The following is a 24,556-nucleotide window of genomic DNA, read 5'->3' as shown; positions in this document are numbered from 1 at the left end:
AGACGACGACAGGTCGTTTGGAGCCGTCGAACGGCGCCGGCTGATCTGCCGAACGGACCAGCCTCGCCGAAGATGTCGCCGGTGAGCTCTAGTCGCGCGGCCCGCGCAACGTCAGCACCACCCGCAGGACGTGCTCGACCGCGGCAGGGAACACGGCTCCGCGCAGCTCGTCGCGGTGCGCCAGGGTCCGCCCGGCGAACTCGAGCATGCGGTCGGGTCCCACCCGCCGCACCACGAGTGCGGCGACCTCCTCCAGGTCGAGGCCCGGGTGGTCGAGGCGGGTCAGCGCGAACTCGACGACCAGCTCGTCCTCGGTCACCGGCACCTCCTCTCCGCGACTCGTCGGATTCTCCCACCGGTACACGTCGGCAACACGTGCTGGACCGATGATCCGGACCACCAGCACGCTGTCGGGCATGAGGTTCCTGCGGCCAGACGCCCCGCGCTGGAAGTGCCCGCCCGCACCTGCCGACGTGCGCGACTTCCACGCCGGACTGCCCGGCTACGCGCCCACTCCGCTGACCGAGCTGCCCGCGCTCGCCGCCGAGCTCGGGATCGGCCGGTTGTTCGTCAAGGACGAATCCTCCCGGCTCGGCCTGCCCGCTTTCAAGGCCCTCGGCGCGTCCTGGGCCGTCCACCGCGTGCTGCGGGGACGAACCGGGCAGGTCACGCTCACCACCGCGACCGACGGCAACCACGGCCGGGCGGTGGCGCGCATGGCCCGGCTCCGCGGTCAACGCGCGCACGTCTTCGTGCCGAACACGGTGCCCGAGAAGGCGATCGAAGCGATCCGCGCGGAGAACGCCGAGGTCACCGTCGTCGACGGCACGTACGACGACGCGGTGGCACTGGCCGCGCAGGCCGACGGGATCCTCGTGCAGGACATGGGCTGGGACGGCTACGAGGAGGTCCCCGGCTGGATCGTCGAGGGCTACGGCACGCTCTGCCTCGAGGTCGACGAGCAGCTCGGCTCCGAGCCCGGCCTGGTCGTAGTCCCCGTGGGCGTCGGGTCGTTCGCACAAGCCGTGATCACGCACTACCGCGGTCGCGACTCGCGCACGAGGATTCTCGCCGTCGAACCCGACCGGGCCGCCTGCGTGCTCGAAAGCCTCCTGGCGGGCGAGCTGAGGAGCATCCCGACCGGCCACACGATCATGACGGGCCTCAACTGCGGTACACCTTCCAGCACCGCGTGGCCGTTCCTGCAGAACGGTTTGGACGCCGCAGTGTCCGTCTCCGAAGAAGAGTGCGCCGAAGCCGTCGAAGACCTCTTCGCGCAGAACGTCCATTCAGGACCGTGTGGCGCCGCCACTCTCGCAGGGCTGCGTGCCATCCGGGACGACCTCGGCGACCTCGGCACCGTTGTCCTCATCAGCACGGAGGGACGTTCGTGACACCACGCGACCTGCTGGCGCGGCTGGTCTCCATCGACTCGGTCAACCCGGACCTCGTCCCCGGCGGCAACGGCGAACGCGAGATCGCCGACTTCTGCACCGGGTGGTTCCGGGAGCGCGGCTTCGAGGTGCACCGGCTGGAGAGACGACCGGGCAGACCCTCGATCGTGGCCGTCCGCGAGGGCACCGGCGGCGGGAAGTCGTTGATGCTCAACGGTCACGTCGACACGGTCGGCCTGGCCGGCTACGACGGCGACCCGCTCGAACCCGTGGTCGAGGACGGCAGGATGTCCGGCCGCGGCACGTTCGACATGAAGGGCGGCATCGCGGCGATGATGGTCGCGGCCGCCCGAGCCACCGAACGACCGCTGCGCGGCGACGTGATCGTGGCGTGCGTCGCCGACGAGGAGCACGGCAGTCTCGGCACCGAGGAGGTGCTGGAGTCGTTCACCGCCGACGCGGCGATCGTCACCGAACCCAGCCACCTCGAAGTCACGCTGGCGCACAAGGGGTTCGTGTGGTTCGACGTCGAGATCGGGGGCAGGGCGGCCCACGGGTCGCGGCCGGAGCTCGGTGTCGACGCGATCGCCAAGGCCGGGCACTTCCTCGTGGCGCTGGAACAGCTCGGCCACGACCTCGCGACCGGCCCGCGGCACCCGTTGCTGGGCACCGGGACCGTGCACGCGTCGCTGATCAGCGGCGGCGAGGAGGCGTCGACCTACCCGGCGAGCTGCCGCATCACGCTGGAACGCCGCACGGTTCCCGGCGAGTCACCGCGGCGGACCGAGGACGAGCTGCGGGCGATCATCGCCAGGCTGGCGTCCACCGTCCCGGACTTCAGCGCCACGCTCACCCGCGGCCTCGCCAGGGAGCCGTTCGAGGCCGACCCGGACGCGGAGATCGTGCGCACCCTCGTCGCCGCACTCGGCGAACCGCCGGTCATCCGGGCGGAGCCGTTCTGGACCGACTGCGCCCTGCTCGACCGCGCCGGCATCCCCTGCCTGCTGTTCGGCGTGGACGGCGCCGGAGCCCACGCTGCCACCGAGCACGTCGACCTCGCCTCGCTCGACCGGCTCACCGACGTCCTGACCGAAACGATCACCACCTTCTGCCGCTAAGGGGCGAGCATCCGCTTGAACTCGGGGCACTCGACCAGCGGTTCGTGGGTGCAGGTGGAGGCGTGGCCGAGACTGTCGCGCATGCGCCGCAACCGCGCGATGTCCTCGTCCAGCGCCGCTGCCTTCACGGCCATCTGCTGCTGGACGGCGGTGTCGCCGGGCATGGCGAGGAGGAACCTCCCGATCTCCGCGACGGAGAACCCGGCCCGGCGGGCGCAGCTGATGAGCGCCAGCCGGTGCAGCACCTCCGGCTCGTAGGTGCGGCGCAACCCGTTGCGGCCGTTCGAGGAGAGCAGGCCCTTCTTCTCGTAGAACCTCAGGGCGGACGGCGCGAGCCCTGACCTCTGCGCGACTTCGGCGATGTCCAGCACGGGGTCGAGGCTAGTCCGGGACGGCCGGACGCGGGGCTTGACTTGAACCGCGCTTCAAGTCGCACGCTCTGCGCCATGAAGATCCACCACCTGAACTGCGGTTCGATGCGCCGCCTCGACCCCACCCGCGCGGGTCTGCCGAGCGCCCCGGCGGTGAACCACTGCCTGCTGGCGGAGACCGGCGAGGGCCTCGTCCTGGTCGAGACCGGACTCGGGCTCGCGGACGTCCGCACTCCGCTCGCCACGCTCGGCGAGGTCTGGACCGAGATGGCGCACCCGGTTCTCGACGAGCGGGAAACGGCTCTCCGCCAGGTCGAGGAGCTCGGCCACGACCCCGCCGACGTCCGGCACGTCCTCGTCACCCACCTCGACGTGGACCACTGCGGTGGCCTGCCGGACTTCCCCCGTGCCACGGTCCACGTCCTCGCCGCCGAACTGCGCACCGCCCTGGACCAGGCCCCGAGCTACCGCTACCGCCCTGCCCACTGGGCGCACGGTCCGCGGTGGCGCGCCTACGAGTCCGCCGACGACTCGTGGTTCGGTTTCGCCGCCGTCCAGCCCGAAGGCCTGCCGGAGGAGTTCAAGCTCGTCCCGCTGCCGGGGCACACCGAAGGCCACACGGGAATCGCGGTGCACGACGGCTCGCGGTGGCTCCTGCACTGCGGCGACGCCTACTACTACCACCGCGAATTGGAGGAAACGCCTGAAACGCACCCGGTTCTCGACGTCGTGCAGATGCGCTCCGCCCACGACCACGGCGACCGCGTCACGACCCAGGACAGGCTGAGGGCACTGGCCCGCGACCACTCCGCCGAGGTCACGCTCTTCAGCGCACACGACCCGTGGGAATTCGGCAGACTGGCCGGGTGATCCGACTGAGGAAGTGCTGACGTGCACGCCGCCGGCCTGGTGCTGCACCCGCAACGGGACTCCGCCGCCGCCGTCGAGGCCGTCCTCGGCTGGGCGGCCCACCGCGGTGTGGAGATCCTCGGCATCTCCGACGAGATCCAGCGCCTGCGCTGCGAGGCCACCCCGGTCACCGCGGAGGAGCTGGGCCGCCGCGCCGACCTGGTCGTGAGCCTCGGCGGCGACGGCACGATGCTGCGCGCCATGCGCCTGGCCGACGGCGCGCACGCCCCGGTGCTGGGCGTGAACCTCGGCAAGCTCGGCTTCCTCGCCGAGGTCGACGTCCCGGACCTGCCGGCGGCGCTGTCGGCCATCGACGCCCACGACTTCACCGTCGAGCCGCGCCTCGCCGTCGACGCGGTGTTCGACGACCGGAAGGTCACGGCGTTCAACGACATCGCCGTGGTGCGCACGCCCGGCCAGGGCAGTGCGAGGGTCGCCGTCCGCGTCGCCGGCCAGCCGTTCGTGAGCTACTCCGCCGACGCCGTCATCGTCGCCACGCCGACCGGCTCCACGGCCTACAGCTTCAGCGCGGGCGGGCCGATCACCAGCCCGTCCGTGGAGGCGCTGCTCGTCACGCCGGCCTCCCCGCACTCGGCCTACAGCCGCGGCGTCGTGCTGTCGGTCGACGACGAGGTGGACCTCGACCTGCTGCCGTCGAGCGGCCGCCTGGCCGTCGAGGTGGACGGCATGGTCGCCGGGTACGTCGAGCCGGGGCAGCGGGTGTCGCTGCGCGGACGTGCGCGTGCCGCGCGGGTGGTGCGGCTCGGGATGACGACCTTCTACCAGCGGGCGCGGCGCAAGCTGCGGCTCACGGACTCGGCGGAGCTCGGGTGAGGCTGCGCGAGTGGACCGTCGAGGACGCCGCCTGGTACGTGCGGGCCACGAGGGACCCCGAGGTCCAGCGGTACACCACCGACCCGCCCACGACCACCGAGCAGCAGGTCGCCGCGGCGATCGAGGCGTTGCCCGGCAACCCGGCGGTCGCGTCGTTCTGCATCGAGGACGCCGGTGAGCGCTGCGGCAACGTCGCCGTCGACTTCCGGGACGGCGTCGGGCACGTCTCGTACCTCGTCGCGGCCGAAGCCCGCGGCCGGGGCCTCGCGACCGGGGCGCTCACCGAGTTCGTCGCGTGGATCCTCGCGCACCACCCCGTCACCGAGCTGAGGCTGTGGACCCACCGCGACAACGCCGGTTCCCGCAAGGTCGCCGAACGCGCCGGGTTCGTCCGCGACCCCGCCCGCGACGAGGACCGCGAGGTGAAGGGCGAGGTCTGGCCCACGGTCGCGTACCACCTCGTCCCCTGACGCCGGGAGCGGAAGACCCCGGCCTGCCCGGGGTTCGGCACAACCACGCGAAGGAGTCCGGGAGACCACCCGCTTCTTCAGCCGACCCGGCGTGCCGGGGGGATGAACGCCGCGACCACGACAGCGAGCAGCGCGGTCGCGGCGCCCAGGCCCATGATCAGCTGGAAGCTGAACGGAGCTCCGGCCTGCGTCAGCACCACACCCGCCACGGCGCTGGACACCGACGTGCCGATCGCGCGCGCCAGCGTGTTGAGGCTGTTGGCGGCGGCGGTCTCCGACGTCGGCACCGCGCCCATGATCAGGGCGGGCATCGCGCCGTAGCCGATGCCGATGCCGGCGCCGATGACGGCCGAGATCACGACGAGCTGCCAGAGGGCGGACAGCATGAAGACGCCCGCGCCGTAGCCGAGGGCGACCACGAGCGCGCCGAGGACGAGCGTGACGCGCGGGCCGCGTGCGTTCGAGATCCGCGCGGACAGCGGCGCCGTCAGCATCATGACCAGTCCGGACGGCACCAGCACCAGGCCCGTGACGAGCAACGACTGCCCGAGTCCGTGGCCCGTCGAGGCCGGCAGCTGCAGGACCTGCGGCAGCACCAGCGACTGGGCGAAGAGCGCGAAGGCGAACGACACCGAGGCGATGTTGGTGAGCAGCACCTGGCGCCGGGCCGTGGTGCGCAGATCGACCAGCGGCTCGGGCGACCGCAGCTCCCACCGGCCCCACACCGCGAGCACGACGGCCGCCGCGGCGAACAGGCCCGTGACGACGCCACCGTTCCACGTGGACGCCTTCGACACCCCGAGCAGCAGGCAGATCAACGCGGTGGAGAGCCCCACCGCGCCGGGGAAGTCGAACCGCCCGCCGCCGCGGACCGGTGACTCCGGCACCCAGACGAGCACCGCGACCAGCGCCAGCGCACCGGCCACCGCCGACGTCCAGAACAGCATGTGCCAGTCGCTCTGCTCGACGAGGAACGCCGCGGCGGGCAGGCCGAGCGCGCCACCGACGCCGAGCGAGGAGCTCATCAGCGCGGTCGCCGAGGCCAGCCGTTCCACCGGCAGCTCGTCGCGCATGATGCTGATCCCGAGCGGGATCACGCCGACCGCCATGCCCTGCACCACGCGCCCGGCGATCAGCGGCACGAGCGAGTGGCTCAGCGCCCCGATCACCGAGCCCACCACGACCATCACCAGGCTGACCAGCAGCATGCGGCGCTTGCCGTACATGTCGCCGAGCCGTCCGATCACGGGTGTCGCGACCGCGCCGGCCAGCAGGGTCGAGGTGATCACCCACGTCGTGTCGCCGGGCGACGAGCCCAGCAGCTGCGGGAACCGCGGCAGGAGCGGGATGACCAGGGTCTGCATCAGCGAGACGACGATGCCGCCCAGCGCGAGCACGGCCACGACGACGTTCGGGCGCGTCACCGGACGCGTCTCTTCGAGGAGCACGCCCGCAGTCTAAGTCAGTCACTTGACTTAAGTCCGTGCCGCAGGCACCTCGAACCACCCCGCGAAGGATGTCCGCGTTGTCCGGAGCCGCTCCCGGTGGAAGATGGTGGCGTGATGAGCAAGGTCGACAACCCGTCGAGGACCGAACGCGCCCACGCCACCCGTGAGCTGATCCTGACCGCGGCGGAGCGCCTGTTCGCCGGGCACGGGGTGCTGGCCGTGTCGAACCGCCAGGTCAGCGAGGCCGCAGGGCAGGGCAACAACACCGCCGTCGGCTACCACTTCGGCACCAAGGCCGACCTCGTCCGCGCCATCGCGCGCAAGCACCTGGCGCAGGTCGAGGAGATCCGGCAGCGGAGGGTGTCCGAGCTCGGCGACGACCCGGACCTGCGCGACTGGCTCGGCTGCCTCGTCCGCCCGGTCACCGAGCACCTGGACGCGGTCGGCAGCCCCACCTGGTTCGCGCGGTTCGGCGCGCAGGTGATGACCGACCCGACACTGCGGCCGATCATCATCGAGGAGACGCGGTCCTCCCCCTCGCAGGTCCGGATCCTGGCCGGGCTGAACGCCTGCGTCGCCGGACTGCCGGACGCCGTGCGGGCCGAGCGCCACGACATGGCCCGGCAGCTGCTCGTGCACATGATCGCCGAACGCGAACGCGCCCTCGCCGAGAACACCCGAACCCCGCGCGCGAGCTGGCAGGACACGGCGACCGGGCTGGTCGACGCGCTGGTGGGCCTGTGGCAGGCGCCGGTCAGCCCTTGAGCGCGTAGAACCGCATCGCCGAGCCCGGTGCGAACCCGATCCGCGGGTAGACCGGCGCTCCGGCGACCGTGGCGTGCAGCGTCGCGCGGGTGATGCCGGTAGCCCGCCAGCCCTCGTACAGCGCCTTGCGCGTCACCGCCTCGCCGTACCCGCGCCGCTCGTGCCCCGGCTCGGTCGCCACCAGGACCACGAGCAGCCGGCCGGCCGTCTCGACCGTCGCCGCGCACGTCACCGGTACCCCGTCGCGCAGGCCGAGGTAGGCGTGCACGCCGGTCTTCCACAACGCCGACCCGGCGATGCCGTCGCGCCCGGCCCCCTGCTCGAACCCGTACGCGCGGGAGTTGATGTCCGCGTAGGCGAGCAACTGCTCGTCGGTCCTGACCCGTTCGAACGTCAGTTCCGGGTGGTGCGGCTCGGGGATCGGCAGCAGGTCGCCCGCCATCGCCGTGCCCGGGAACGCGTGCTCGAGCCCGGCACGCCCGGCCAGCGCGTCGAGGTCGGCGCCCGGCACCAGGTCCTCGAACACCCACAGGAACCCGGACCGCTCCTTGGCCCGCATGACCTCGGCCGCTTCGGCGAACCGCCGGGCGAGCAGGCCGGTGCCGAGGCCGGGCTCGGTCAGCGTGACGCAGTTCCAGAACGGGAAACCGCAGTCGGCCCACCGCACCGCCACGCCGGGTAGGTCGCGCACGTCAGCGTTCGGGTCCCGGTCCAGCACCATGGCGCGCCAGCCCGCGGTGAGCTGCTCCACGGACTCCTCCACGAGGGTGATCATGAGCCAACCCTAGTGGGGTGGCGTTGTCCCGCAAACGCCGCAACATCAACGCGAGGTGCAGCCGGAACCGGCCCGGTGCCTCGTCGAGCCCGGACCCCGGCACCGACTCCGCCCGCGCGAGCCGGGCGGTCATGGTGCTGTGGTGGCGGTGCAGCACCGCGGCGGCCTCGCGCGCCGACCCGGTGGCGCACAACGCGTCCAGCGGCGTGATCATGCCTGCTCGCCGGCCGGCCGGTCGAGCGCGAGCACGTCGGGCAACGCGGCGATGTCACCGGCGTCCACCTGGCCGGCCATCAGCGCCAGGCCGCCCAGCCGGTCCCACCACACGACCGGCTCACCGTCCGATGTGTACCGCAGCGCCGTTCCGGCGCCGTGCCACGACTTCGCCGCGTCGATCGCGGGCAGCAACGGCCCGACGCCGAGCCGCCCGTCCGGCGCATCGCTCGTGGAGAGCGCGTCCATCTCACGCCGGATGTTCGCCGACGAGGTTGGACGCGCTCCGCCGCGGGCTCGGGGTCACAGGCTCCCCGTGACCGCGCTCCCCGACTTCGTCACGTGGTAGGTGGCGGTCGCTCCGCTCCAGTAGTGGAACGTCAGCGTCACCCGCGCGTTGTCGTTGACCTCCGCGAAGAACTCGGGCGTCAGCGTCGTGGCGCCCGTGGTGTAGTCGGGCGCGAACGTCCGGTCGAACTCCTTGAAGGACGTCCAGTTGTGCGGCCCCGCGTTCGACCCGTCCGCGTACTTCGCCTCCATCGTGGCGAGCACGTCGCCGCGGAAGTTCGTCGGGATCGAGAAGGCGCTCGTCGTGCCCGTGGCGGCCGACAGCACGGGGGTGTCGTGGGTGATGAGGTTGATCCGCCACGGCACCCCGGCGGAGAAGTGGGCCGTCAGCACGGCGTTCGTGCCGTAGCTCCGCGAACCGCTCAGCCTGGTCATCGCCGCCGCGGTCAGGGTGAGCTGGTCGCCCGAGACCGTGTAGTCCGTGCCGCGCACCAGGTCCGCCGAGCCCTGGCGCAACGCGGTGAACGTGGTCCCGTTGGGGTTCAACGTGATCGTCTTCGCGGTGACCGCGCTCGACCGGGCGCTGAACACCTGGTCCCCCGACGCCGTGCCGGACCGGGTCGTCCAGCTCGACTTGATCTGCGCGATCAGCTCCGGGTCGCTCCACCGGAAGGACGTGCGGCCGAGGTGCTGGCCGTTGTCCCACAGCATCGTCGTGATCTTCTTGGTGCGCGCGTAGTACCCGAAGAGCTCGAAGAACTTCAGCTTCTCGCCCTGCTCGATCGTGCCGGTGTGCCGGTCGAAGCCGAGCAGCCCGTACTCGCCGAGGATCACCGGGATGCCGCGGGAGACGAAGGTGCTGGAGACGCGGTCGAACGAGTCCGTGAGGTCCTTCTGCGCGGTCGCGTCGAAGCGGAACCCGCCGGCGACGTTCACGCTGAACGGCCAGTAGCCGTAGTAGTGCACGGTCGCGGCCAGGTTCCTGTCGTTGAACCCGCTGATCGACGTCGCGAGCTCGTCGAGGCGTGCCTGCTCCGACGAGGTGTGCAGGGTGGGCAGCACGAGCAGGCGGCTCGCGTTGTTGCCGCCCGAGTTCCGGACGATGGTGCGGAACGACGCGTTCAGCTCGTGCAGCAGCTGGGCGTTCTGGGCGTCACCCGAGCTGCCGGTGAACTGCGGCTCGTTGACGCTCTCGAACACGAGCTTCGCGGGTGAGTCCTTGAACGCGGTGGCGAGCTGCGTCCAGATCGCGTTGTAGCGGGCGAGCACGCCGGTCCGGTCGGACGGCATCGCCGAGATCCACTGCCACGAGTCGTGGTGGATGTTGATCATCACCTGGAAGCCGTCCGCCAGCGCCCAGCCGACGACCTCCTTGACGCGGGCGAGGTACGCGGCCTCGATCGTGTAGCCCGGCGCCCCGCCCTGGTGCTGCCCCCACGTGACGGGGATTCGGATGCTCTTGAAGCCCTGCGCCTTCACGTTGTCCAGCAACGCCTCGGTGATGCGCGGGTTGCCCCAGGACGTCTCGTCGGCGCCGGTCGCGTCGAGCGAGTTGCCGAGGTTCCACCCCGGCTGCATCGCCGCCACCTGGGCCATCGCGTCACCCGGCACCGGGTTGTCCGACGTCGTGGTGGTGGTCGTGGTCGTCGTCGGGTCCGTGCCGGGGCTGCCGGTGCACGTGACACCGTTGAGGGCGAACGACGTCGGTGCCGTGTTCACACCGGACCAGCTGCCGTTGAAGCCGAACGACACCTTGGCGTTCGGCTCGATCACCGCGTTGTACCCCACGTCGACGGCCGTGGCCTCGGCGCCCGAGGACGTCACGGTGGCGTTCCACGCCTGCGTCACCTTCTGCCCGGACGGCCACGTCCAGGTCAGCCGCCAGCCGTCGACGCGGTCCCCCACGTTCGTCACGGCCACGTTCGCGGTGAACCCGCCCTGCCACTGGCTGGGCACCGCGTAGTCCACCTTGCAGCCGGGTGCCGCCGCGGCCGGGGCGACCACCGCCAGGCCGACGGTCGCGGCCACCGAGACGAAGGCCGCGAGCAGCGCGACGCCGCGCCTTCCGGTCATGACACACCTCCAAGCCTGGGAACGCTCCCAGATTGGAGCGGACTGTAATCACCCGGCAACACCGCGAGGAAGTGGTGTCGAATCGCGGTCGAATCGATAGCGAACCTCACGTTGCACTTTCCGCGACGGGTCGTCGTCCTTTGTTGAGCACTTCTCGCCCAGCGGAGTCCCCCACACGGCCGAGGCGCTGACCACGTACTGTGCATCGAATCGTCGAATCGTCACGACATTGCGGTGAGCGCCGGAAATCGTCCCGCTCGCGAATGCCGGGCGAAATTGCGCCGAGCGGCGGTCTTGTCGCGAACATTCACCTCCACCCCTGTCGGACCGGATTCGTGACCGTTACAGTCCCGAACCTGGGAGCGCTCCCAGATTCAGTCGGAGCCCGGAGTCCTCGGAGGCCCACGTGCACAGTCGCAGGTGGAGAGCTGTCGCAGCCGCGCTCGTCGCGGTGCTGGCGGCGGCGACCGGTCCGCTGGTGCGGCCCTCGGTGGCCGCGCCCGCGTTCAACTACGGCGAGGCGCTGCAGAAGTCGGTCTGGTTCTACGACGCCCAGCGGTCGGGGCAGCTGCCGGCGGGCAACCGCGTGAGCTGGCGCGCCGACTCGGCCCTGCGCGACGGAGCCGACGTCGGGCTCGACCTGTCCGGCGGCTTCTACGACGCGGGCGACCACGTGAAGTTCGGGCTGCCGTTCGCGTTCAGCATGTCCATGCTCGCCTGGGGCGCCGTGGAGAACCGGGCCGCCTACGCGAGCTCCGGGCAACTCCCAAACCTGCTCGCGAACCTGCGGCACGGCACGGACTGGATCATCAAGGCGCACCCGTCCCCGAACGTCGTCTACGGCCAGGTCGGCGCCGGCAACCCCGACCACGCCTGGTGGGGCTCGGCCGAGGTGATGCCGATGGCCCGTCCGTCGTACAAGGTGGACGCCTCGTGCCCCGGCTCCGACCTCGCGGGCGAGTACGCGGCGGCGATGGCGTCGGCGTCGATGGTCTTCAAGGACACCGATCCCACGTACGCGGCGACCCTGCTCACGCACGCCAAGCAGCTCTACAGCTTCGCGGACACCTACCGCGGCAAGTACAGCTCGTGCATCACCGACGCCGCGAGCTTCTACAACTCCTGGAGCGGCTATCAGGACGAGCTGGTGTGGGGTGCGATCTGGCTGCACCGCGCCACCGGGGACGCGAGCTACCTGACCAAGGCGAAGACCGAGTACCAGAAGCTCGGCACCGAACCGCAGAGCACCGAGCGCTCCTACCGGTGGACGATCGCGTGGGACGACAAGTCCTACGGCGCCTACGTCCTGATGGCCAAGCTGACCGGCGAGCAGACCTACATCACCGACGCCAACCGGTGGCTCGACTTCTGGACGACCGGCTACAACGGCAACCGCGTGCGCTACTCCCCCGGCGGCCAGGCCGTGCTCGACAGCTGGGGTTCCCTGCGCTACGCCGCCAACACGGCGTTCGCCGCCCTGACCTACTCGGACTGGCTGTCCACACGAGACACCACCCGCGCCAAGACCTACCACGACTTCGGCGTGCGGCAGATCAACTACGCCCTCGGCGACAACCCGCGCAACGCGAGCTACGTCGTCGGGTTCGGCGCCAACCCGCCGCGCAACCCGCACCACCGCGGCGCGCACGGCTCGTGGGCCGACAGCATCCAGGAACCGGCCGTCAGCCGTCACGTCCTCTACGGCGCGCTGGTCGGTGGCCCCAGCACCAACAACGACGCCTACACCGACAGCCGCAGCGACTACGTGATGAACGAGGTCGCGCTCGACTACAACGCGGGCTTCACCGGCGCGCTCGCCCGCCTGTACGGGGAGTACGGCGGCACGCCGCTCGCCTCGTTCCCGGTCGCGGAGACCCCGGACGGCCCGGAGCTCACGGTCCAGGCGTCGGTGAACCAGAGCGCCGCCCAGTTCACCGAGATCAAGGCGTTCGTGCTCAACAAGAGCGCCTGGCCCGCGCGGACGTTCAACGGCACCCTGCGCTACTACTTCACCCTCGACGGCACGACCGCGCCGAGCCAGATCAGCGTCACCACGAACTACAACCAGTGCGGCGCGGCGAGCGCCCCCGCGCAGTACCGCGGCTCGGTGTACTACGTCGAGATCCCGTGCACCGGCGTGGCCCCGGCCGGGCAGTCGGCGTTCCGCAAGGAGGTCCAGTTCCGGATCACCAGCGCCGGCACCTGGGACCCGTCCAACGACTGGTCGGCGGTGGGCCTCGGCACCGGCAACGCGGTCGTCCAGACCGACCGGATCGTGCTGCGGCAGGACGGCAGGACGGTGTGGGGCACCGAGCCCGGCGGCGTCGTCGACGACACCGAACCGCCCTCGGCTCCCGCCGGCCTCACGGTCTCGGCGGTGTCGAGCACGAGCGCGACGCTGAGCTGGACGGCCTCGACGGACAACGTCGGTGTCGCCGGGTACGACGTGCTCGCCGGCACTACCGTCACGGGTTCGTCGGCCACGACCGGTCTCGTCGTCACCGGCCTCACCCCGGACACGCCGTACACGTTCTCGGTGCGCGCGAGAGACACGTCCGGCAACGTGTCCGCCGCGAGCGTTCCGGTCACCACGCGCACGCTGCCGGGGAGCGCGAGCACGTTGTCCGTGCAGCACAGCGGTTCCGGAGCGGCCACGGCCAACCAGATCGGCGCCACGCTGCAGCTGACGAACCGCGGCACGACGCCGGTCAGCCTCACCGGCACCACCATCCGGTACTGGTTCACCGGCGACGCTCCCTCGGCGAGCTACCAGACGTGGTGCGACTGGGCCCGGATGGGGTGTGCCGGCGTCCAGGTGCGGGTGGTGAAGCTCCCCGCAGCCCGGCCCGGCGCCGACGCGTACGCCGAGGTGTCTTTCACCTCCGGCAGCCTCGCGGCGGGAGCGAGCACCGGTGACGTCCAGGTGCGGATCGCGAAGTCCGATTGGTCCACCTTCACCCAGACCGACGACCACAGCTACCGGGTGAGCGGCGCGCTCACCGACTTCGACAGGGTCACCGCCCACACCGGCGGCACGCTCGCGTGGGGCGTCGAGCCCTGACGATCTTCGGGGCGGGACGTTCTGCGCGGCACAGGCGTCCCGCCCCGATCCCAGCGGCACCCCGCGCACAGCGCCGTGCCGCGGTCGCGCTCTCACGGTGACACGCGGGCGTTTCGTCACGTTCGAGTTGATCTTCGCGTACTCCTACGATGAGCGTCATGACGGACGTAGACCGGCACCGCCGGCCAGGCCCTCGCATCGAGGAGGTCGCCCGGCTGGCCGGCGTGTCCAAGTCGACCGTCTCGAGGGTGATCAACGACGAGCAGTACGTGAGCGCCAAGGCGCGCGACGCCGTCCACACGGCGATCACCCACCTGAAGTACAGCCCGAACCAGGCCGCCCGCTCCCTCGCGGGCAGCAAGGCGAACGCCATCGCGCTGATCGTCTCCGAACACGGCAGCCGGGTGCTCGGCGACCCGTTCTTCGCGGGCGTCCTGCGCGGCGTCCACGCCGAGCTGTCCGGCCGGCACGTCCAGCTGCTGCTCATGATGAGCCGCCCGGAGGACCACGACGACCTCCTCGTCTACCTGGCGGGCGGCCACGTGGACGGCGCGCTGCTCCTGAGCCTGCACGGCGACGATCCGCTTCCCCACCGCCTGCAGGAGATCGGCCTGCCGGTGGTCGTGGGCGGGCGGCCGCTCGGCGCCAGCTCGGTCCCGTTCGTGGACTCGGACAACTTCACCGGCGGCCTCGACGCCGTGCGGCACCTCGTCTCGCTGGGCCGCAACCGCATCGCGACCGTGGCGGGGCCGCGCGACATGGCGGCGGGACTGGACCGGCTCAGCGGCTGGCGCCGGGGGCTGGGTGAGGCCCGGCTGCCCGCCGACCTGGTGGCCGAGGCGGACTTCACGCCGGAGAGCGGCGCGCGTGCGATGACCGAGTTGCTCGACCGCGCCCCCGGCATCGACGCGGTGTTCGTCGCCGCGGACATCATCGCGCTGGGTGTGCTGCAGGTGCTGCACGCCCGCGGGCGGCGCATCCCGGAGGACGTGGCGGTCGTCGGGTTCGACGACTCGCTGCTGGCGTCCACCGCCACGCCGCCCCTCACCACGGTGCGGCAGGACGTCGAGCAGCTCGGGCGGACGTTGACGTGGCGCCTGCTGGGCGAGCTGGCCGGCGACGACGGGCTGCCGCCGTCGCTGCTGCTGCCGACCTCCCTGGTGCGCCGGGCGAGCGCCTGACGCCCCCTTCCGCCCGCTTCCACACGCCGATCGCGGCCGGCCCCGGGACACTCGCGTGTTCACCCACGGCCCCGTACGGCCGCCCACCGACCCGGCCACCGCGCGCCGTTCGTCCTCATCCCCGCACGTCCAGTCGCACCAGGGCATTGCTCCCACCGCTGCTGCCGCTCCGGCCCTGGGCGCACGGGTTTCGCCATGCGCGCGCTGGCGCTCTGCGTACCGGCCGCAGCACTCAGTGTTAACCCAAAGGTCACACTTCCGGGAACGCTCCCAGCTTTCTCAACTGTGACCTGAGCCGCAAACCACGAGGTCACCCGGTCGCGCGACAGCGGAAACACCTGGTGTACCCCGGAGTGTGTCTTGACACACGTTCGAAGCCGGTACGACACTCCTCCCCGTCTGGGAGCGCTCCCAGAACCCGCCGCCGAGACCAGAGGAGTTCTCCCGTGCGACACCGTTGGGTCAGCGTGCTGATCTGTGCCGCCGTGTCCGCCGCCGCCACCACAGCGTGCGGGTCAGGTGGAGCGAGCCAGTCCGCAGACGGAAAGACCGAGCTCACCATCGCGACGTTCAACGAGTTCGGCTACGAAGAGCTGTTCAAGGAGTACGAAGCCGCTCACCCGGACGTCAAGATCACGCAGCGCAAGACCGGTCAGGGCCAGCCCCACCACCAGAACCTGTTCACCAAGCTCGGCGCCGGCTCCGGTCTCGCCGACATCGAGGGCGTCGAAGAGGGCTACCTCAGCCAGGTGATGTCGAAGTCCGGGCAGTTCAACGATCTCAAGGAGATCGGCCCGAAGATCGAGGACAACCGCTGGCTGCAGTGGAAGACCGACGCGATCACATCCAAGGACGGCAAGCTCATCGGCTACGGCACGGACATCGGTCCGCTGGCCATGTGCTACCGCAAGGACCTCTTCGCGCAGGCCGGCCTGCCGTCCGACCCCGAGGGCGTGAAGGCGCTCTTCGCCACGTGGGACAGCTACTTCGCCGCCGGTGACCAGTTCATCGCGAAGGTTCCGGGTGTCGCCTGGTTCGACAGCGCGGCCCAGGTCTACAACGCGATGCACAACCAGCTCGAGACCGGTTACTACGACAAGTCCGACAAGCTGGTCGTCGACACCAACGCCGACATCAAGAAGGACTGGACCGCGGTGACCGCGGCCGTCGCGAAGGGTCAGTCGGCGCGGCTCGCGGCGTTCAGCCCCGAGTGGAACACCGGCTTCAAGCTCGGCAAGTTCGCCACCAAGACGTGCCCGTCGTGGATGCTCGGTGTCGTCGAGACGCAGGCCGGTCCCGAGAACAAGGGCAAGTGGGCGGTCACCGACGCGTTCCCGAACGGCGGCGGCAACTGGGGCGGCTCGTACCTGACCGTGCCGAAGCAGAGCAAGAACGCCAAGAAGGCCGCCGAGCTCGCCGCGTGGCTGACCGCGCCGGAGCAGCAGGTCAAGGCGTTCAAGGCCAAGGGCACCTTCCCCAGCCAGCTCAAGGCTCTCGACGCGCCGGAGCTGCTGGAGCAGACCAACGCCTACTTCGGTGACGTGAAGGCCGGCGCGCTGTTCGCCACCCAGGCCAAGAAGATCAAGGCCGCGCAGTACAAGGGCCCGGCCGACGGCCAGATCCAGGAGACGGTGTTCAGCCCGGCCCTGCAGTCGGTCGAGCAGGGCAAGAACTCCGAAGAGGCCTGGAAGGCCGCTGTCGAGGGTGCTCAGAAGGCGGCCAAGTAGTGACCGCCACTCTCTCCAAGGTGGACCGCGGGCCGGCACAGGAGGCCGGCCCGCGGCCTCCGCGGCGGTACCGGCTGTCCAACCTGGACGCCAAGGTATCGCCCTACCTGTTCGTCGCACCGTTCTTCGTGCTCTTCGGCGCCATCGGGCTCTTCCCGCTGCTGTACACCGCCTACGTCTCCCTGTTCGACTGGGAGGTGGGCGCCGACGAGCCGCTGTTCATCGGCTTGGAGAACTACCGGACGCTGTTCGAGGACAACCAGTTCTGGAACGCGCTGTTCAACACGTTCAGCATCTTCCTGCTCTCGAGCGTCCCGCAGATCATCGTCGCGGTCGTGATCGCGGCGCTGCTCAACGCGAACCTGCGCGCCCGCACCGGCTGGCGGATGGGCGTTCTGCTGCCCTACGTCGCGAGCCTCGTGGCGTTGACGATCATCTTCGGCAACCTGTTCGGCCCGCAGTACGGCCTCGTGAACGACGTGCTCGGTCTGATCGGCATCAGCCCGATCGACTGGCAGGCCAGCACCTTCGGCAGCCACGTCGCGATCGCGTCGATGGTCAACTGGCGGTGGACCGGCTACAACGCGCTGATCATCCTCGCGGCGATGCAGGCGATCCCGCGCGACGTGTACGAGGCGGCGCTGGTGGACGGCGCGAGCGCGTTGCGGCGGTTCTTCAGCATCACGCTCCCGATGCTGAAGCCCACGCTGATCTTCGTGATCGTCACCTCGACGATCGGTGGCCTGCAGATCTTCACCGAGCCGAAGCTGTTCGAGCCCTCGGGCGGCAGCGGCGGCGGCTCGGAGCACCAGTACCAGACCGTCGTCCTCTACCTCTACCAGTCGGCCTTCCAGGGGCTCGACCTCGGTTACGCCTCCGCGATCGCGTGGGTGCTGTTCCTGGTCGTGATCGGTGTCGCGGTCCTCAACTTCTTCCTCACCAGGAGGGCCGTCCGATGATGAAACGACCGTCCTTCGCGATCTACGGCATCCTCGCCGCGTTCGTGCTCGGCTCCGCCTTCCCGTTCTACTGGTCGTTCCTCGTCGCGAGCCGCGACAACTCGGTGCTGACCGGCGACTTCACGCTGGTCCCCGGCGGGAACTTCTGGGCCAACGCCGTGCGCGTGTTCGACACGGTTCCGTTCTGGAAGGCGCTGGGCAACAGCTTCATCGTCTCCGGCACGGTGACGTTCTCGGTGGTGCTGCTGTCGACGCTCGCCGGGTTCGCCTTCGCCAAGCTGAAGTTCCGCGGCCGCGGCGTGCTGTTCCTGTTCGTCGTGGCGACGCTGGCGGTGCCGACGCAGCTCGGCATCATCCCGCTCTACATGGCGATGGCCGAGTTCGGCTGGGCCGGTGAGCTGGAAGCCGTCATCGTGCCGAACCTCGTCACGGCGTTCGGCGTGTTCTGGATGCGCCAGTACCTCGTCGACGCCATTCCCGACGAACTCGTCGAAGCCGCGCGCATGGACGGCTGCAGCCTGTGGCGCGCGTTCTGGCACGTCGCGCTGCCCGCCGCCAGGCCGGCCGCCGCGATGCTGGGCGTGTTCACGTTCATGCAGTCCTGGAACGACTTCCTGTGGCCGCTGGTCGTCCTCAACGCCGACAACCCGACTCTGCAGGTCGCTCTGGAGAAGCTGCAGAGCGGTTACTACGTCGACTACTCGCTCGTACTCGCCGGAACCACGCTCGCGACCGTTCCGGTGCTCATCGTCTTCCTCGTGCTCGGGCGGCAGATCGTCGCCGGTGTGATGCAGGGCGCCGTCAAGGGGTGAAAATGGAGAACATTGTATTCCCACAGGGATTTCTGTGGGGAGCCGCTACCGCGGCGTTCCAGGTGGAAGGTGCGACCGCCGTGGACGGCCGCACCGACTCCATCTGGGACGAGTTCTGCCGGCAGCCAGGCAGGGTGGTCGGCGGCGACTGCGGTGAACCCGCCGCCGACCACTACCGGCGGTTCGAGCAGGACGTCGCGATGATGGCGGACCTCGGACTCCAGGCCTACCGATTCTCGATCGCCTGGCCGCGCGTGCGGCCGGACGGCGGGAAGGTCAACCCGGCGGGTCTCGACTTCTACAAGCGGCTCATCGACTCGTTGCTGGCGCACGACATCGTGCCGTGGCCGACGCTCTACCACTGGGACCTCCCGCAGGCGCTGGAGGAGAACGGCGGGTGGGCCAACCGCGACACCGCGTACCGGTTCGCCGACTACGCCGCCACCACCGTCGAGGCGCTCGGTGACCGGGTCAGCACGTGGACGACGCTGAACGAGCCGTGGTGCTCGGCGTTCCTCGGCTACGCCGCGGGCATCCACGCCCCCGGCCGCCAGGAGCCGAAGGCCGCCGTCGCCGCGGTGCACCACCTGCTGCTCGGCCACGGGCTCGCCGCCGACACCATCCGCGCGACCCAGCCGGACGCCAAGGTCGGCATCACGCTCAACATGTACCCGATCATCCCGGTCGACCCCGACAACCCGGGCGACCTCGACGTGGCCCGCCGGCTCGACGGGCTGCAGCAGCGGATCTTCCTGGACCCGCTGCTGCGCGGCGAGTACCCGGCCGACATCCTCGAGGACCTGGAGCCGTTCGGCTTCGGCGACCACATCAAGGACGGCGACCTCGGCGTCATCTCCGGCCCGATGGACATGCTCGGCGTCAACTACTACACCGAGCACTACGTCAGCTCGACGCCCAACGGCGACGACGGCGGCCGCAACCCGTGGGTCGGCGTGGAGCACGCGTCGTTCCCCGTCCGCAACGCCCCGGTCACCGACATGGGCTGGGAGGTCAGGCCGGACGGGCTGACCACCGTGCTGATGCGGGTGCACCAGGACTACCCGCGGCTCCCGCTGTACATCACCGAGAACGGCGCCGCGTTCCGCGACGACTTCACCGGCAACGGTGCGATCGACGACGTGGACCGCACCGGCTTCATCGCCTCCCACCTGCGCGCCGCCCACGCGGCGATCGAGGCGGGGGTCGACCTGCGCGGGTACTTCTGCTGGTCGCTGCTCGACAACTTCGAGTGGGCAGAGGGGTACGCGAAGCGGTTCGGCATCGTCCACGTGGACTACGACACCCAGATCCGCACCCCGAAGATGAGTGCGAGGTGGTTCAGCAGGGTGGCACGCGACAACGCGCTGGTCGCCACCTCATGACGGAAGGCAGGAGTCGTCGCCCCGGCCCGCGCATCGAGGAGGTGGCGCGCGTGGCCGGGGTGTCGAAGTCCACCGTTTCCAGGGTGATCAACGGCGAGAAGTACGTGAGCGAGCGGTCGCGCCAGGCGGTGCACCGCGCCATCGCCATGCTCGGGTACAGCCCCAACCACGCCGCGCGCACCCTGGCGGGCAGCAAGGCCAACGCGATCGCGCTCGTGATCTCCGAACAGGGCAGCCAGGTCCTCGCGGACCCGTTCTTCGCCGGGATCCTGCGCGGGGTGCACGCCGAGCTCACCGGACGGCACGTCCAGCTCCTGCTGATGATGAACCAGCCGCTCGACGGTGAGGACCAGGTCGCCTACCTCACCGGAGGGCACGTCGACGGGGCGCTCGTCGTGAGCCTGCACGGCGAGGACCCGTTGCCGAGGATCCTGCACGAGACGGGGCTGCCCGTGGTGTCGGGCGGCCGTCCGCTCGCGGGCGGCGCGGTCCCGTTCGTCGACGCGGACAACTTCAACGGCGCGCTGGGGGCCGTGCGCCACCTGATCTCACTGGGCCGCGAGAAGATCGCCACGATCGCCGGCCCGCACGACATGGCGGTCGGCATGGACCGCCTGAGCGGCTGGCGGTGCGGGCTCGCCGAACACGGGATGCCCGTGGGGCTCGTGGCCCACAGCAGCGACTTCACGCCCGAGAGCGGCGCGTTCGCGATGGAGGACCTGCTGCGCCGCGCACCCGATCTCGACGCGGTCTTCGTGGCGGCCGACATCCTGGCCGTGGGCGCGTTGCGAGTGCTCCACGCGCGCGGCTACCGGATTCCCCACGACGTCGCCGTGGTGGGGTTCGACGACTCCGTGCTCGCCTCGACCGCGACGCCGCCGCTCACCACCGTGCGCCAGGACGTCGAGCAGCTGGGGCGCACCATGACGTGGCGCCTCCTCGCCGAACTGGCCGGCGAGGAGAAGCTCCCGTCGTCGATGCTGCTGCCGACGTCGCTGGTGCGCCGGGCGAGCGCCTAGCCCGCCCTCGTGGTCAGACAGCGGCCTTCGCGCGGCTGGCCAGGCCCTCGATCACACCGGACAGCTTCTCGGTGACCTCGGGGTCGTCGACCGGGTGCAGCTCGGCGAAGCGGACCACCGAACCCGGGATCGACAGGGTCAGGTCCTCGGCGGGCACGCCACCCGCGATCTTGACGGCCTTGCGGGCCTCGTCCTGCGCCCACACGCCGCCGTACTGGCCGAACGCGGTGCCGACGACGGCGACGGGCTTGCCGGACAGGGCGCCGGCGCCATAGGGGCGGGACAGCCAGTCGATGGCGTTCTTCAGCACGGCGGGGATGGTGCCGTTGTACTCGGGCGAGACGAGCAGCAGCGCGTCGGCCTCCGCGGCGGCCTCGCGCAGCTTCACGGCGGAGGCGGGAACGGCGTCCTCGGTGTCGATGTCCTCGTTGTAGAACGGCACGGTGTCGAGGCCCTCGAACACGCCGACCTCCACGTGGTCCGGCGAGATCTGGACCGCGGCCTCGGCGAGCCGCCGGTTGTGCGATCCGGAGCGGAGGCTGCCGACGAGCGTGAGGATGCGGACGGTCATGGCGGGACTCCTGTGTGCGGGGTGCGGTTGAACGACTACACCTTAAACGGGTCGCGTTCCGCTTATCTTCCGACTAGGCTGCCGAGGTGATCGACGGCACAACCCTCCCACTGGCAGACCCGGAGGCGCCCCTGCGCGCGGATGCCGTGCGCAACAGGGCGTTGCTGCTGGAAGCGGCCGTGCGGCTGGCAGCGGAACGGGGGGCGGCGGCGATCACGATGGAGTCCGTGGCCACCGCGGCGGGCGTCGGCAAGGGCACGGTGTCGCGCCGCTTCGGCGACCGGCAGGGGTTGCTGCAGGCCCTGCTGGACCACTCGGAGCGCCAGTTCCAGGAAGCGTTCCTGAGCGGCCCCGCGCCGCTCGGCCCCGACGCCGGCGCGGCGACGAGGCTGCGCGCGTTCGGCCCGGCCCTGCTGCGCCACGAACACGCCCACCTCGACCTCTACCTCGCCGCCGAGCCGTCGCCCGAACGCCGGTTCACGGTCCCCGCCCGGCAGCTGCGCCACCGGCACGTGGCCCTGCTGGTGCGCGAGGTCCTCCCGGGCGCCGACGCCGACCTGCTCGCCCACACCCTGCTGGCGTCCGTGGACGTGGTCCTCGTCGAGCACCTCGGCCGCCCCCGCGACAGGTCGCTCGCACGGGCGGAAGCGGGCTGGCACGACCTCCTCGACCGCCTCCTGCGCTGACTCCCGTTCGGTTCGAGTCGAATCACGCGTCGAATTCGACCGATGACCGCGCCGGAGCTTGTTGCCGTCGCCGGACTCGTCCTACGGTGCCCCTGGGAGCGCTCCCAGACGCACCGTCGACGAGGACGGAGAACCTCACAGCATGAGATCTCAACCCCCACGTCTCCTCGCCGCGACCCTGCTCGCGGTGCTGACGGCGACCTCGCTCCAGTCCGCCGCCGCGGCCGCGGACTACGAGCGCGTGCTCAACGGCACGTTCGACAGCGGTTCGGCGGACCCCTGGTGGGCCGGCGCCGGCGTCACCCACCGCGTGACCGGCGGCGAACTGTGCGCGGCGGTCACCGGCGGCACCACGAACCCCTGGGACGCCCTGATCGGCCAGAACGGGGTCCCGTTCGAGGAAGGCCAGTCCTACACGTTCTCGTTCGACGCCCGCGCCACGACCGCGCAGCCGGTGACGGCCGCCGCGGGCGAGAGCGTCAGCCCGTACCGCGGGATCGCGAGCCAGCAGTTCACGGTCTCCCCTGAGAAGCAGCGCTTCTCCTTCACCTTCACGTCCACCTTGGACTTCCCGGACGCGGGCAACGGCCAGGTCGCGTTCCAGCTCGGCGGCCAGCCGTCCGACAACACGATCTGCGTCGACAACATCTCGGTGATCGGCGGCGTGAAGCCGCCCGGCGGGGTGAACCCCAACCCCACCAAGAAGGTCCAGGTCGACCTGGTGGCGTACGTGCCGGGCCTGCCCAAGCGCGCGACGCTCGTCTCCACGGCGACGACGCCGCAGACGTGGACCCTCAAGAACTCCGCGGGCGCGACGGTGGCGTCCGGGCAGAGCACGCCGAAGGGCCTGGACGCCACGTCCGGCGACCTGGTGCACCTGATCGACTTCTCGTCGTTCGACACGGCCGGCACCGGCTACGTGCTGTCCGTCGGCGAGGACAGCAGCTTCCCGTTCGACATCTCCGCCGACCCGGTGAAGCGCCTGCGCTACGACTCGCTCGCGTTCTTCTACCACCAGCGCAGCGGCACGCCGATCGAGGCGCAGTACGTCGGTGAGGAGTATGCGCGTCCCGCCGGCCACGTGAACGTCGCCCCCAACCAGGGCGACAACAACGTGCCGTGCCGTGCGGACCTCGCCTGCGGCTACACCCTCGACGTGCGCGGCGGCTGGTACGACGCGGGTGACCACGGCAAGTACGTCGTCAACGGCGGCATCGCCACCTGGCAGCTCCTCAACGCCTACGAGCGCGCGTCCGTGCTCGGCGACGCCACCGCGTACCGCGACGGCTCGCTGAACATCCCCGAGAAGTCCAACGGCGTCCCGGACATCCTCGACGAGGCCCGCTGGGAGGTCGACTTCCTGCTGAAGATGCAGGCGCCCGACGGCATGGCGCACCACAAGGTCCACGACGCCAACTGGACCGCCCTGCCGACCCGTCCCGAACTGGACGACCAGCCCCGCCGCCTCTCGGCGACGAGCACCGCCGCCACCCTGAACCTGGCCGCGGTGGCGGCCCAGGCGTCCCGCCTGTGGAAGGGCGTCGACGCCACCTACTCGGCCACCCTGCTCGCCGCGGCCCGCAAGGCCTACGCGGCGGCCAAGGCGAACCCGGCCAAGCTCGCCGACCCCAACGACGGCACCGGCGGCGGCGCGTACAGCGACGACACCGTGACCGACGAGTTCTACTGGGCCGCGTCGGAGCTGCTCGCCACCACGGGTGAGAGCGCCTACCGCACCGACGTCACCGCCTCACCGCACCACAAGGCGGCGAGCCTGAACCGCGGCGGCTTCCACTGGGGCGGCACGGCACCGCTGGGCGACATCACCCTCGCCCTGGTCCCCGGCCTCCCGGCGGCGGACGTGGCGGCGATCAAGCAGAAGTTCGCCACCGTGGCCGACGAGCACCTGACCGCCATGGCGGGGATGGGTTACGCCACCCCGTACGACAACAGCACCGCGGGCTACGTCTGGGGCTCGAACTCCACGGTTCTCAACAACGCCCAGGTCCTCGCCCTGGCCCACGACTTCACCGGAGCCGCCAAGTACCGCGACGGCGTCTTCGAGGCCCTGCACTACATCCAGGGCCGCAACCCGCTCAGCACCTCCTACGTCACGGGCTACGGCGACCAGGCGATGATCAACGCCCACCACCGCTTCTGGGCACACCAGAACGACCCGAGCCTCCCCATCGCCCCCGCGGGCTCCCTCTCCGGCGGCCCGAACAGCGCACTGCAGGACCCGGTCGCCCAACGCCTGCTCACGGGCTGCCCGCAGCAGAAGTGCTGGGTCGACGACATCGGCGCCTACTCGGTGAACGAGGTCGCGATCAACTGGAACTCGGCCCTCGCCTGGGTCTCCGGCTGGGCAGCGGAAAAGTCCGGCGGCACCACCACCCCGAAGTCCGACTGCGAGGTCGGCTTCACCGCCCACCGCTGGGCCGACGGCCTCTCGGCTTCCGTGAAGATCACCAACACCGGCACCTCCGCCTGGTCCTCGTGG

At 70.8% G+C, this 24,556-nt stretch carries 23 protein-coding genes; 15 read left to right on the top strand and 8 right to left on the bottom strand.

Translation table 11 applies throughout. The annotated features are described in order from the left end of the window. Positions 1–88 precede the first annotated feature (88 nt). On the bottom strand, positions 89–319 hold the full coding sequence (locus L6E10_RS25780) for a hypothetical protein (protein ID WP_090096295.1): 231 nt from the start codon (positions 317–319) through the stop codon (positions 89–91). Between the two features lie 67 nt (positions 320–386). Here L6E10_RS25780 and L6E10_RS25775 point away from each other — a divergent pair, with 67 nt between their 5' ends. Further along, on the top strand, positions 387–1,394 hold the full coding sequence (locus tag L6E10_RS25775; protein WP_236222212.1) for a pyridoxal-phosphate dependent enzyme: 1,008 nt from the start codon (positions 387–389) through the stop codon (positions 1,392–1,394). Next, positions 1,391–2,512, top strand: coding sequence for an ArgE/DapE family deacylase (locus L6E10_RS25770; RefSeq protein ID WP_236222210.1), 1,122 nt, complete (start codon positions 1,391–1,393; stop codon positions 2,510–2,512). Before L6E10_RS25775 ends, L6E10_RS25770 begins: the two co-directional genes overlap by 4 nt. On the opposite strand, the gene L6E10_RS25765 is transcribed toward L6E10_RS25770, so the two are convergent. Continuing rightward, a complete protein-coding gene (locus L6E10_RS25765; protein WP_236222208.1) occupies positions 2,509–2,883 on the bottom strand; it encodes a MerR family transcriptional regulator in 375 nt (124 codons plus the stop codon). The two genes, L6E10_RS25770 and L6E10_RS25765, sit on opposite strands and share 4 nt — an antisense overlap. A gap of 75 nt (positions 2,884–2,958) precedes the next feature. On the opposite strand from L6E10_RS25765, the gene L6E10_RS25760 reads away from it, so the two are divergent. Genes L6E10_RS25760 through L6E10_RS25750 form a run of 3 tightly spaced genes read left to right on the top strand, consistent with a single transcriptional unit; the run spans position 2,959 to position 5,096 of the window. Next, positions 2,959–3,753, top strand: coding sequence for an MBL fold metallo-hydrolase (locus L6E10_RS25760; RefSeq protein ID WP_236222206.1), 795 nt, complete (start codon positions 2,959–2,961; stop codon positions 3,751–3,753). A 21-nt stretch (positions 3,754–3,774) separates the two neighbouring features. After that, positions 3,775–4,626, top strand: a complete 852-nt coding sequence (locus L6E10_RS25755; RefSeq protein WP_236222204.1) for an NAD(+)/NADH kinase — start codon at positions 3,775–3,777, stop codon at positions 4,624–4,626. Then, entirely contained in the window at positions 4,623–5,096 is a 474-nt protein-coding gene (locus L6E10_RS25750) for a GNAT family N-acetyltransferase (protein WP_236222202.1), read from the top strand. Before L6E10_RS25755 ends, L6E10_RS25750 begins: the two co-directional genes overlap by 4 nt. A 77-nt stretch (positions 5,097–5,173) precedes the next feature. Here L6E10_RS25750 and L6E10_RS25745 read toward each other — a convergent pair whose 3' ends face one another. Continuing rightward, a complete protein-coding gene (locus L6E10_RS25745; protein WP_236222424.1) occupies positions 5,174–6,460 on the bottom strand; it encodes an MFS transporter in 1,287 nt (428 codons plus the stop codon). A gap of 198 nt (positions 6,461–6,658) precedes the next feature. On the opposite strand from L6E10_RS25745, the gene L6E10_RS25740 reads away from it, so the two are divergent. Next, the gene (locus L6E10_RS25740) at positions 6,659–7,309 is read left to right on the top strand and encodes a TetR/AcrR family transcriptional regulator (protein ID WP_236222200.1); all 651 of its coding nucleotides are present in this window, start codon (positions 6,659–6,661) and stop codon (positions 7,307–7,309) included. Here L6E10_RS25740 and L6E10_RS25735 read toward each other — a convergent pair. From L6E10_RS25735 to L6E10_RS25720, 4 genes are all read right to left on the bottom strand, one after another. Beyond that, entirely contained in the window at positions 7,299–8,084 is a 786-nt protein-coding gene (locus L6E10_RS25735; RefSeq protein WP_236222198.1) for a GNAT family N-acetyltransferase, read from the bottom strand. The two genes, L6E10_RS25740 and L6E10_RS25735, sit on opposite strands and share 11 nt — an antisense overlap. Next, positions 8,002–8,217 carry a hypothetical protein gene (locus tag L6E10_RS25730; protein WP_236222422.1) on the bottom strand — a complete coding sequence of 72 codons (216 nt, stop codon included), beginning with the start codon at positions 8,215–8,217 and terminating at the stop codon, positions 8,002–8,004. Before L6E10_RS25730 ends, L6E10_RS25735 begins: the two co-directional genes overlap by 83 nt. Positions 8,218–8,294: 77 nt before the next feature. After that, positions 8,295–8,546, bottom strand: coding sequence for a hypothetical protein (locus L6E10_RS25725; RefSeq protein ID WP_236222196.1), 252 nt, complete (start codon positions 8,544–8,546; stop codon positions 8,295–8,297). A 54-nt stretch (positions 8,547–8,600) separates the two neighbouring features. Beyond that, positions 8,601–10,658, bottom strand: a complete 2,058-nt coding sequence (locus tag L6E10_RS25720) for a cellulase family glycosylhydrolase (RefSeq protein ID WP_236222194.1) — start codon at positions 10,656–10,658, stop codon at positions 8,601–8,603. A 406-nt stretch (positions 10,659–11,064) separates the two neighbouring features. On the opposite strand from L6E10_RS25720, the gene L6E10_RS25715 reads away from it, so the two are divergent. From L6E10_RS25715 to L6E10_RS25685, 7 genes are all read left to right on the top strand, one after another. Beyond that, on the top strand, positions 11,065–13,719 hold the full coding sequence (locus L6E10_RS25715; RefSeq protein ID WP_236222192.1) for a glycoside hydrolase family 9 protein: 2,655 nt from the start codon (positions 11,065–11,067) through the stop codon (positions 13,717–13,719). Between the two features lie 158 nt (positions 13,720–13,877). After that, positions 13,878–14,900, top strand: a complete 1,023-nt coding sequence (locus tag L6E10_RS25710; RefSeq protein WP_374237530.1) for a LacI family DNA-binding transcriptional regulator — start codon at positions 13,878–13,880, stop codon at positions 14,898–14,900. A 446-nt stretch (positions 14,901–15,346) separates the two neighbouring features. Further along, entirely contained in the window at positions 15,347–16,627 is a 1,281-nt protein-coding gene (locus L6E10_RS25705; RefSeq protein ID WP_374237528.1) for an extracellular solute-binding protein, read from the top strand. Then, on the top strand, positions 16,627–17,586 hold the full coding sequence (locus L6E10_RS25700; RefSeq protein ID WP_236222188.1) for a carbohydrate ABC transporter permease: 960 nt from the start codon (positions 16,627–16,629) through the stop codon (positions 17,584–17,586). The genes L6E10_RS25705 and L6E10_RS25700 overlap by 1 nt, the downstream gene beginning before the upstream one ends. Further along, a complete protein-coding gene (locus L6E10_RS25695) occupies positions 17,586–18,398 on the top strand; it encodes a carbohydrate ABC transporter permease (protein WP_236222186.1) in 813 nt (270 codons plus the stop codon). The genes L6E10_RS25700 and L6E10_RS25695 overlap by 1 nt, the downstream gene beginning before the upstream one ends. Positions 18,399–18,400: 2 nt before the next feature. Continuing rightward, positions 18,401–19,780, top strand: coding sequence for a GH1 family beta-glucosidase (locus L6E10_RS25690; RefSeq protein WP_236222184.1), 1,380 nt, complete (start codon positions 18,401–18,403; stop codon positions 19,778–19,780). Further along, a complete protein-coding gene (locus L6E10_RS25685) occupies positions 19,777–20,799 on the top strand; it encodes a LacI family DNA-binding transcriptional regulator (RefSeq protein WP_090096284.1) in 1,023 nt (340 codons plus the stop codon). The genes L6E10_RS25690 and L6E10_RS25685 overlap by 4 nt, the downstream gene beginning before the upstream one ends. 13 nt (positions 20,800–20,812) lie before the next feature. On the opposite strand, the gene L6E10_RS25680 is transcribed toward L6E10_RS25685, so the two are convergent. Beyond that, positions 20,813–21,370, bottom strand: a complete 558-nt coding sequence (locus L6E10_RS25680; RefSeq protein WP_236222182.1) for an NAD(P)H-dependent oxidoreductase — start codon at positions 21,368–21,370, stop codon at positions 20,813–20,815. An 86-nt stretch (positions 21,371–21,456) separates the two neighbouring features. On the opposite strand from L6E10_RS25680, the gene L6E10_RS25675 reads away from it, so the two are divergent. Both L6E10_RS25675 and L6E10_RS25670 read left to right on the top strand, forming a co-directional pair. Beyond that, positions 21,457–22,056, top strand: coding sequence for a TetR/AcrR family transcriptional regulator (locus tag L6E10_RS25675; protein WP_236222181.1), 600 nt, complete (start codon positions 21,457–21,459; stop codon positions 22,054–22,056). Between the two features lie 142 nt (positions 22,057–22,198). Continuing rightward, the coding region (locus tag L6E10_RS25670; protein ID WP_236222179.1) for a glycoside hydrolase family 9 protein at positions 22,199–24,556 on the top strand (2,358 nt) is incomplete at its 3' end.

Source organism: Lentzea sp. CC55 (assembly GCF_021056325.1).
Taxonomy (GTDB): Bacteria; Actinomycetota; Actinomycetes; order Mycobacteriales; family Pseudonocardiaceae; genus Lentzea; species Lentzea jiangxiensis.
The sequence above is the reverse complement of the archived record's forward strand: the minus strand, read 5'-3'. Positions and strand labels throughout refer to the sequence as shown.

Bases quoted from the DNA above. Each gene is read 5' to 3' on its own strand.
- L6E10_RS25730 (WP_236222422.1), bottom strand. From the start codon at position 8,217: ATGACCGCCCGGCTCGCGCGGGCGGAGTCGGTGCCGGGGTCCGGGCTC.
- L6E10_RS25735 (WP_236222198.1), bottom strand. From the start codon at position 8,084: ATGATCACCCTCGTGGAGGAGTCCGTGGAGCAGCTCACCGCGGGCTGG.
- L6E10_RS25695 (WP_236222186.1), top strand. From the start codon at position 17,586: ATGAAACGACCGTCCTTCGCGATCTACGGCATCCTCGCCGCGTTCGTG.
- L6E10_RS25710 (WP_374237530.1), top strand. From the start codon at position 13,878: ATGACGGACGTAGACCGGCACCGCCGGCCAGGCCCTCGCATCGAGGAG.
- L6E10_RS25775 (WP_236222212.1), top strand. From the start codon at position 387: ATGATCCGGACCACCAGCACGCTGTCGGGCATGAGGTTCCTGCGGCCA.
- L6E10_RS25690 (WP_236222184.1), top strand. From the start codon at position 18,401: ATGGAGAACATTGTATTCCCACAGGGATTTCTGTGGGGAGCCGCTACC.
- L6E10_RS25685 (WP_090096284.1), top strand. From the start codon at position 19,777: ATGACGGAAGGCAGGAGTCGTCGCCCCGGCCCGCGCATCGAGGAGGTG.
- L6E10_RS25725 (WP_236222196.1), bottom strand. From the start codon at position 8,546: ATGGACGCGCTCTCCACGAGCGATGCGCCGGACGGGCGGCTCGGCGTC.
- L6E10_RS25720 (WP_236222194.1), bottom strand. From the start codon at position 10,658: ATGACCGGAAGGCGCGGCGTCGCGCTGCTCGCGGCCTTCGTCTCGGTG.
- L6E10_RS25740 (WP_236222200.1), top strand. From the start codon at position 6,659: ATGAGCAAGGTCGACAACCCGTCGAGGACCGAACGCGCCCACGCCACC.
- L6E10_RS25680 (WP_236222182.1), bottom strand. From the start codon at position 21,370: ATGACCGTCCGCATCCTCACGCTCGTCGGCAGCCTCCGCTCCGGATCG.
- L6E10_RS25745 (WP_236222424.1), bottom strand. From the start codon at position 6,460: ATGCAGACCCTGGTCATCCCGCTCCTGCCGCGGTTCCCGCAGCTGCTG.
- L6E10_RS25760 (WP_236222206.1), top strand. From the start codon at position 2,959: ATGAAGATCCACCACCTGAACTGCGGTTCGATGCGCCGCCTCGACCCC.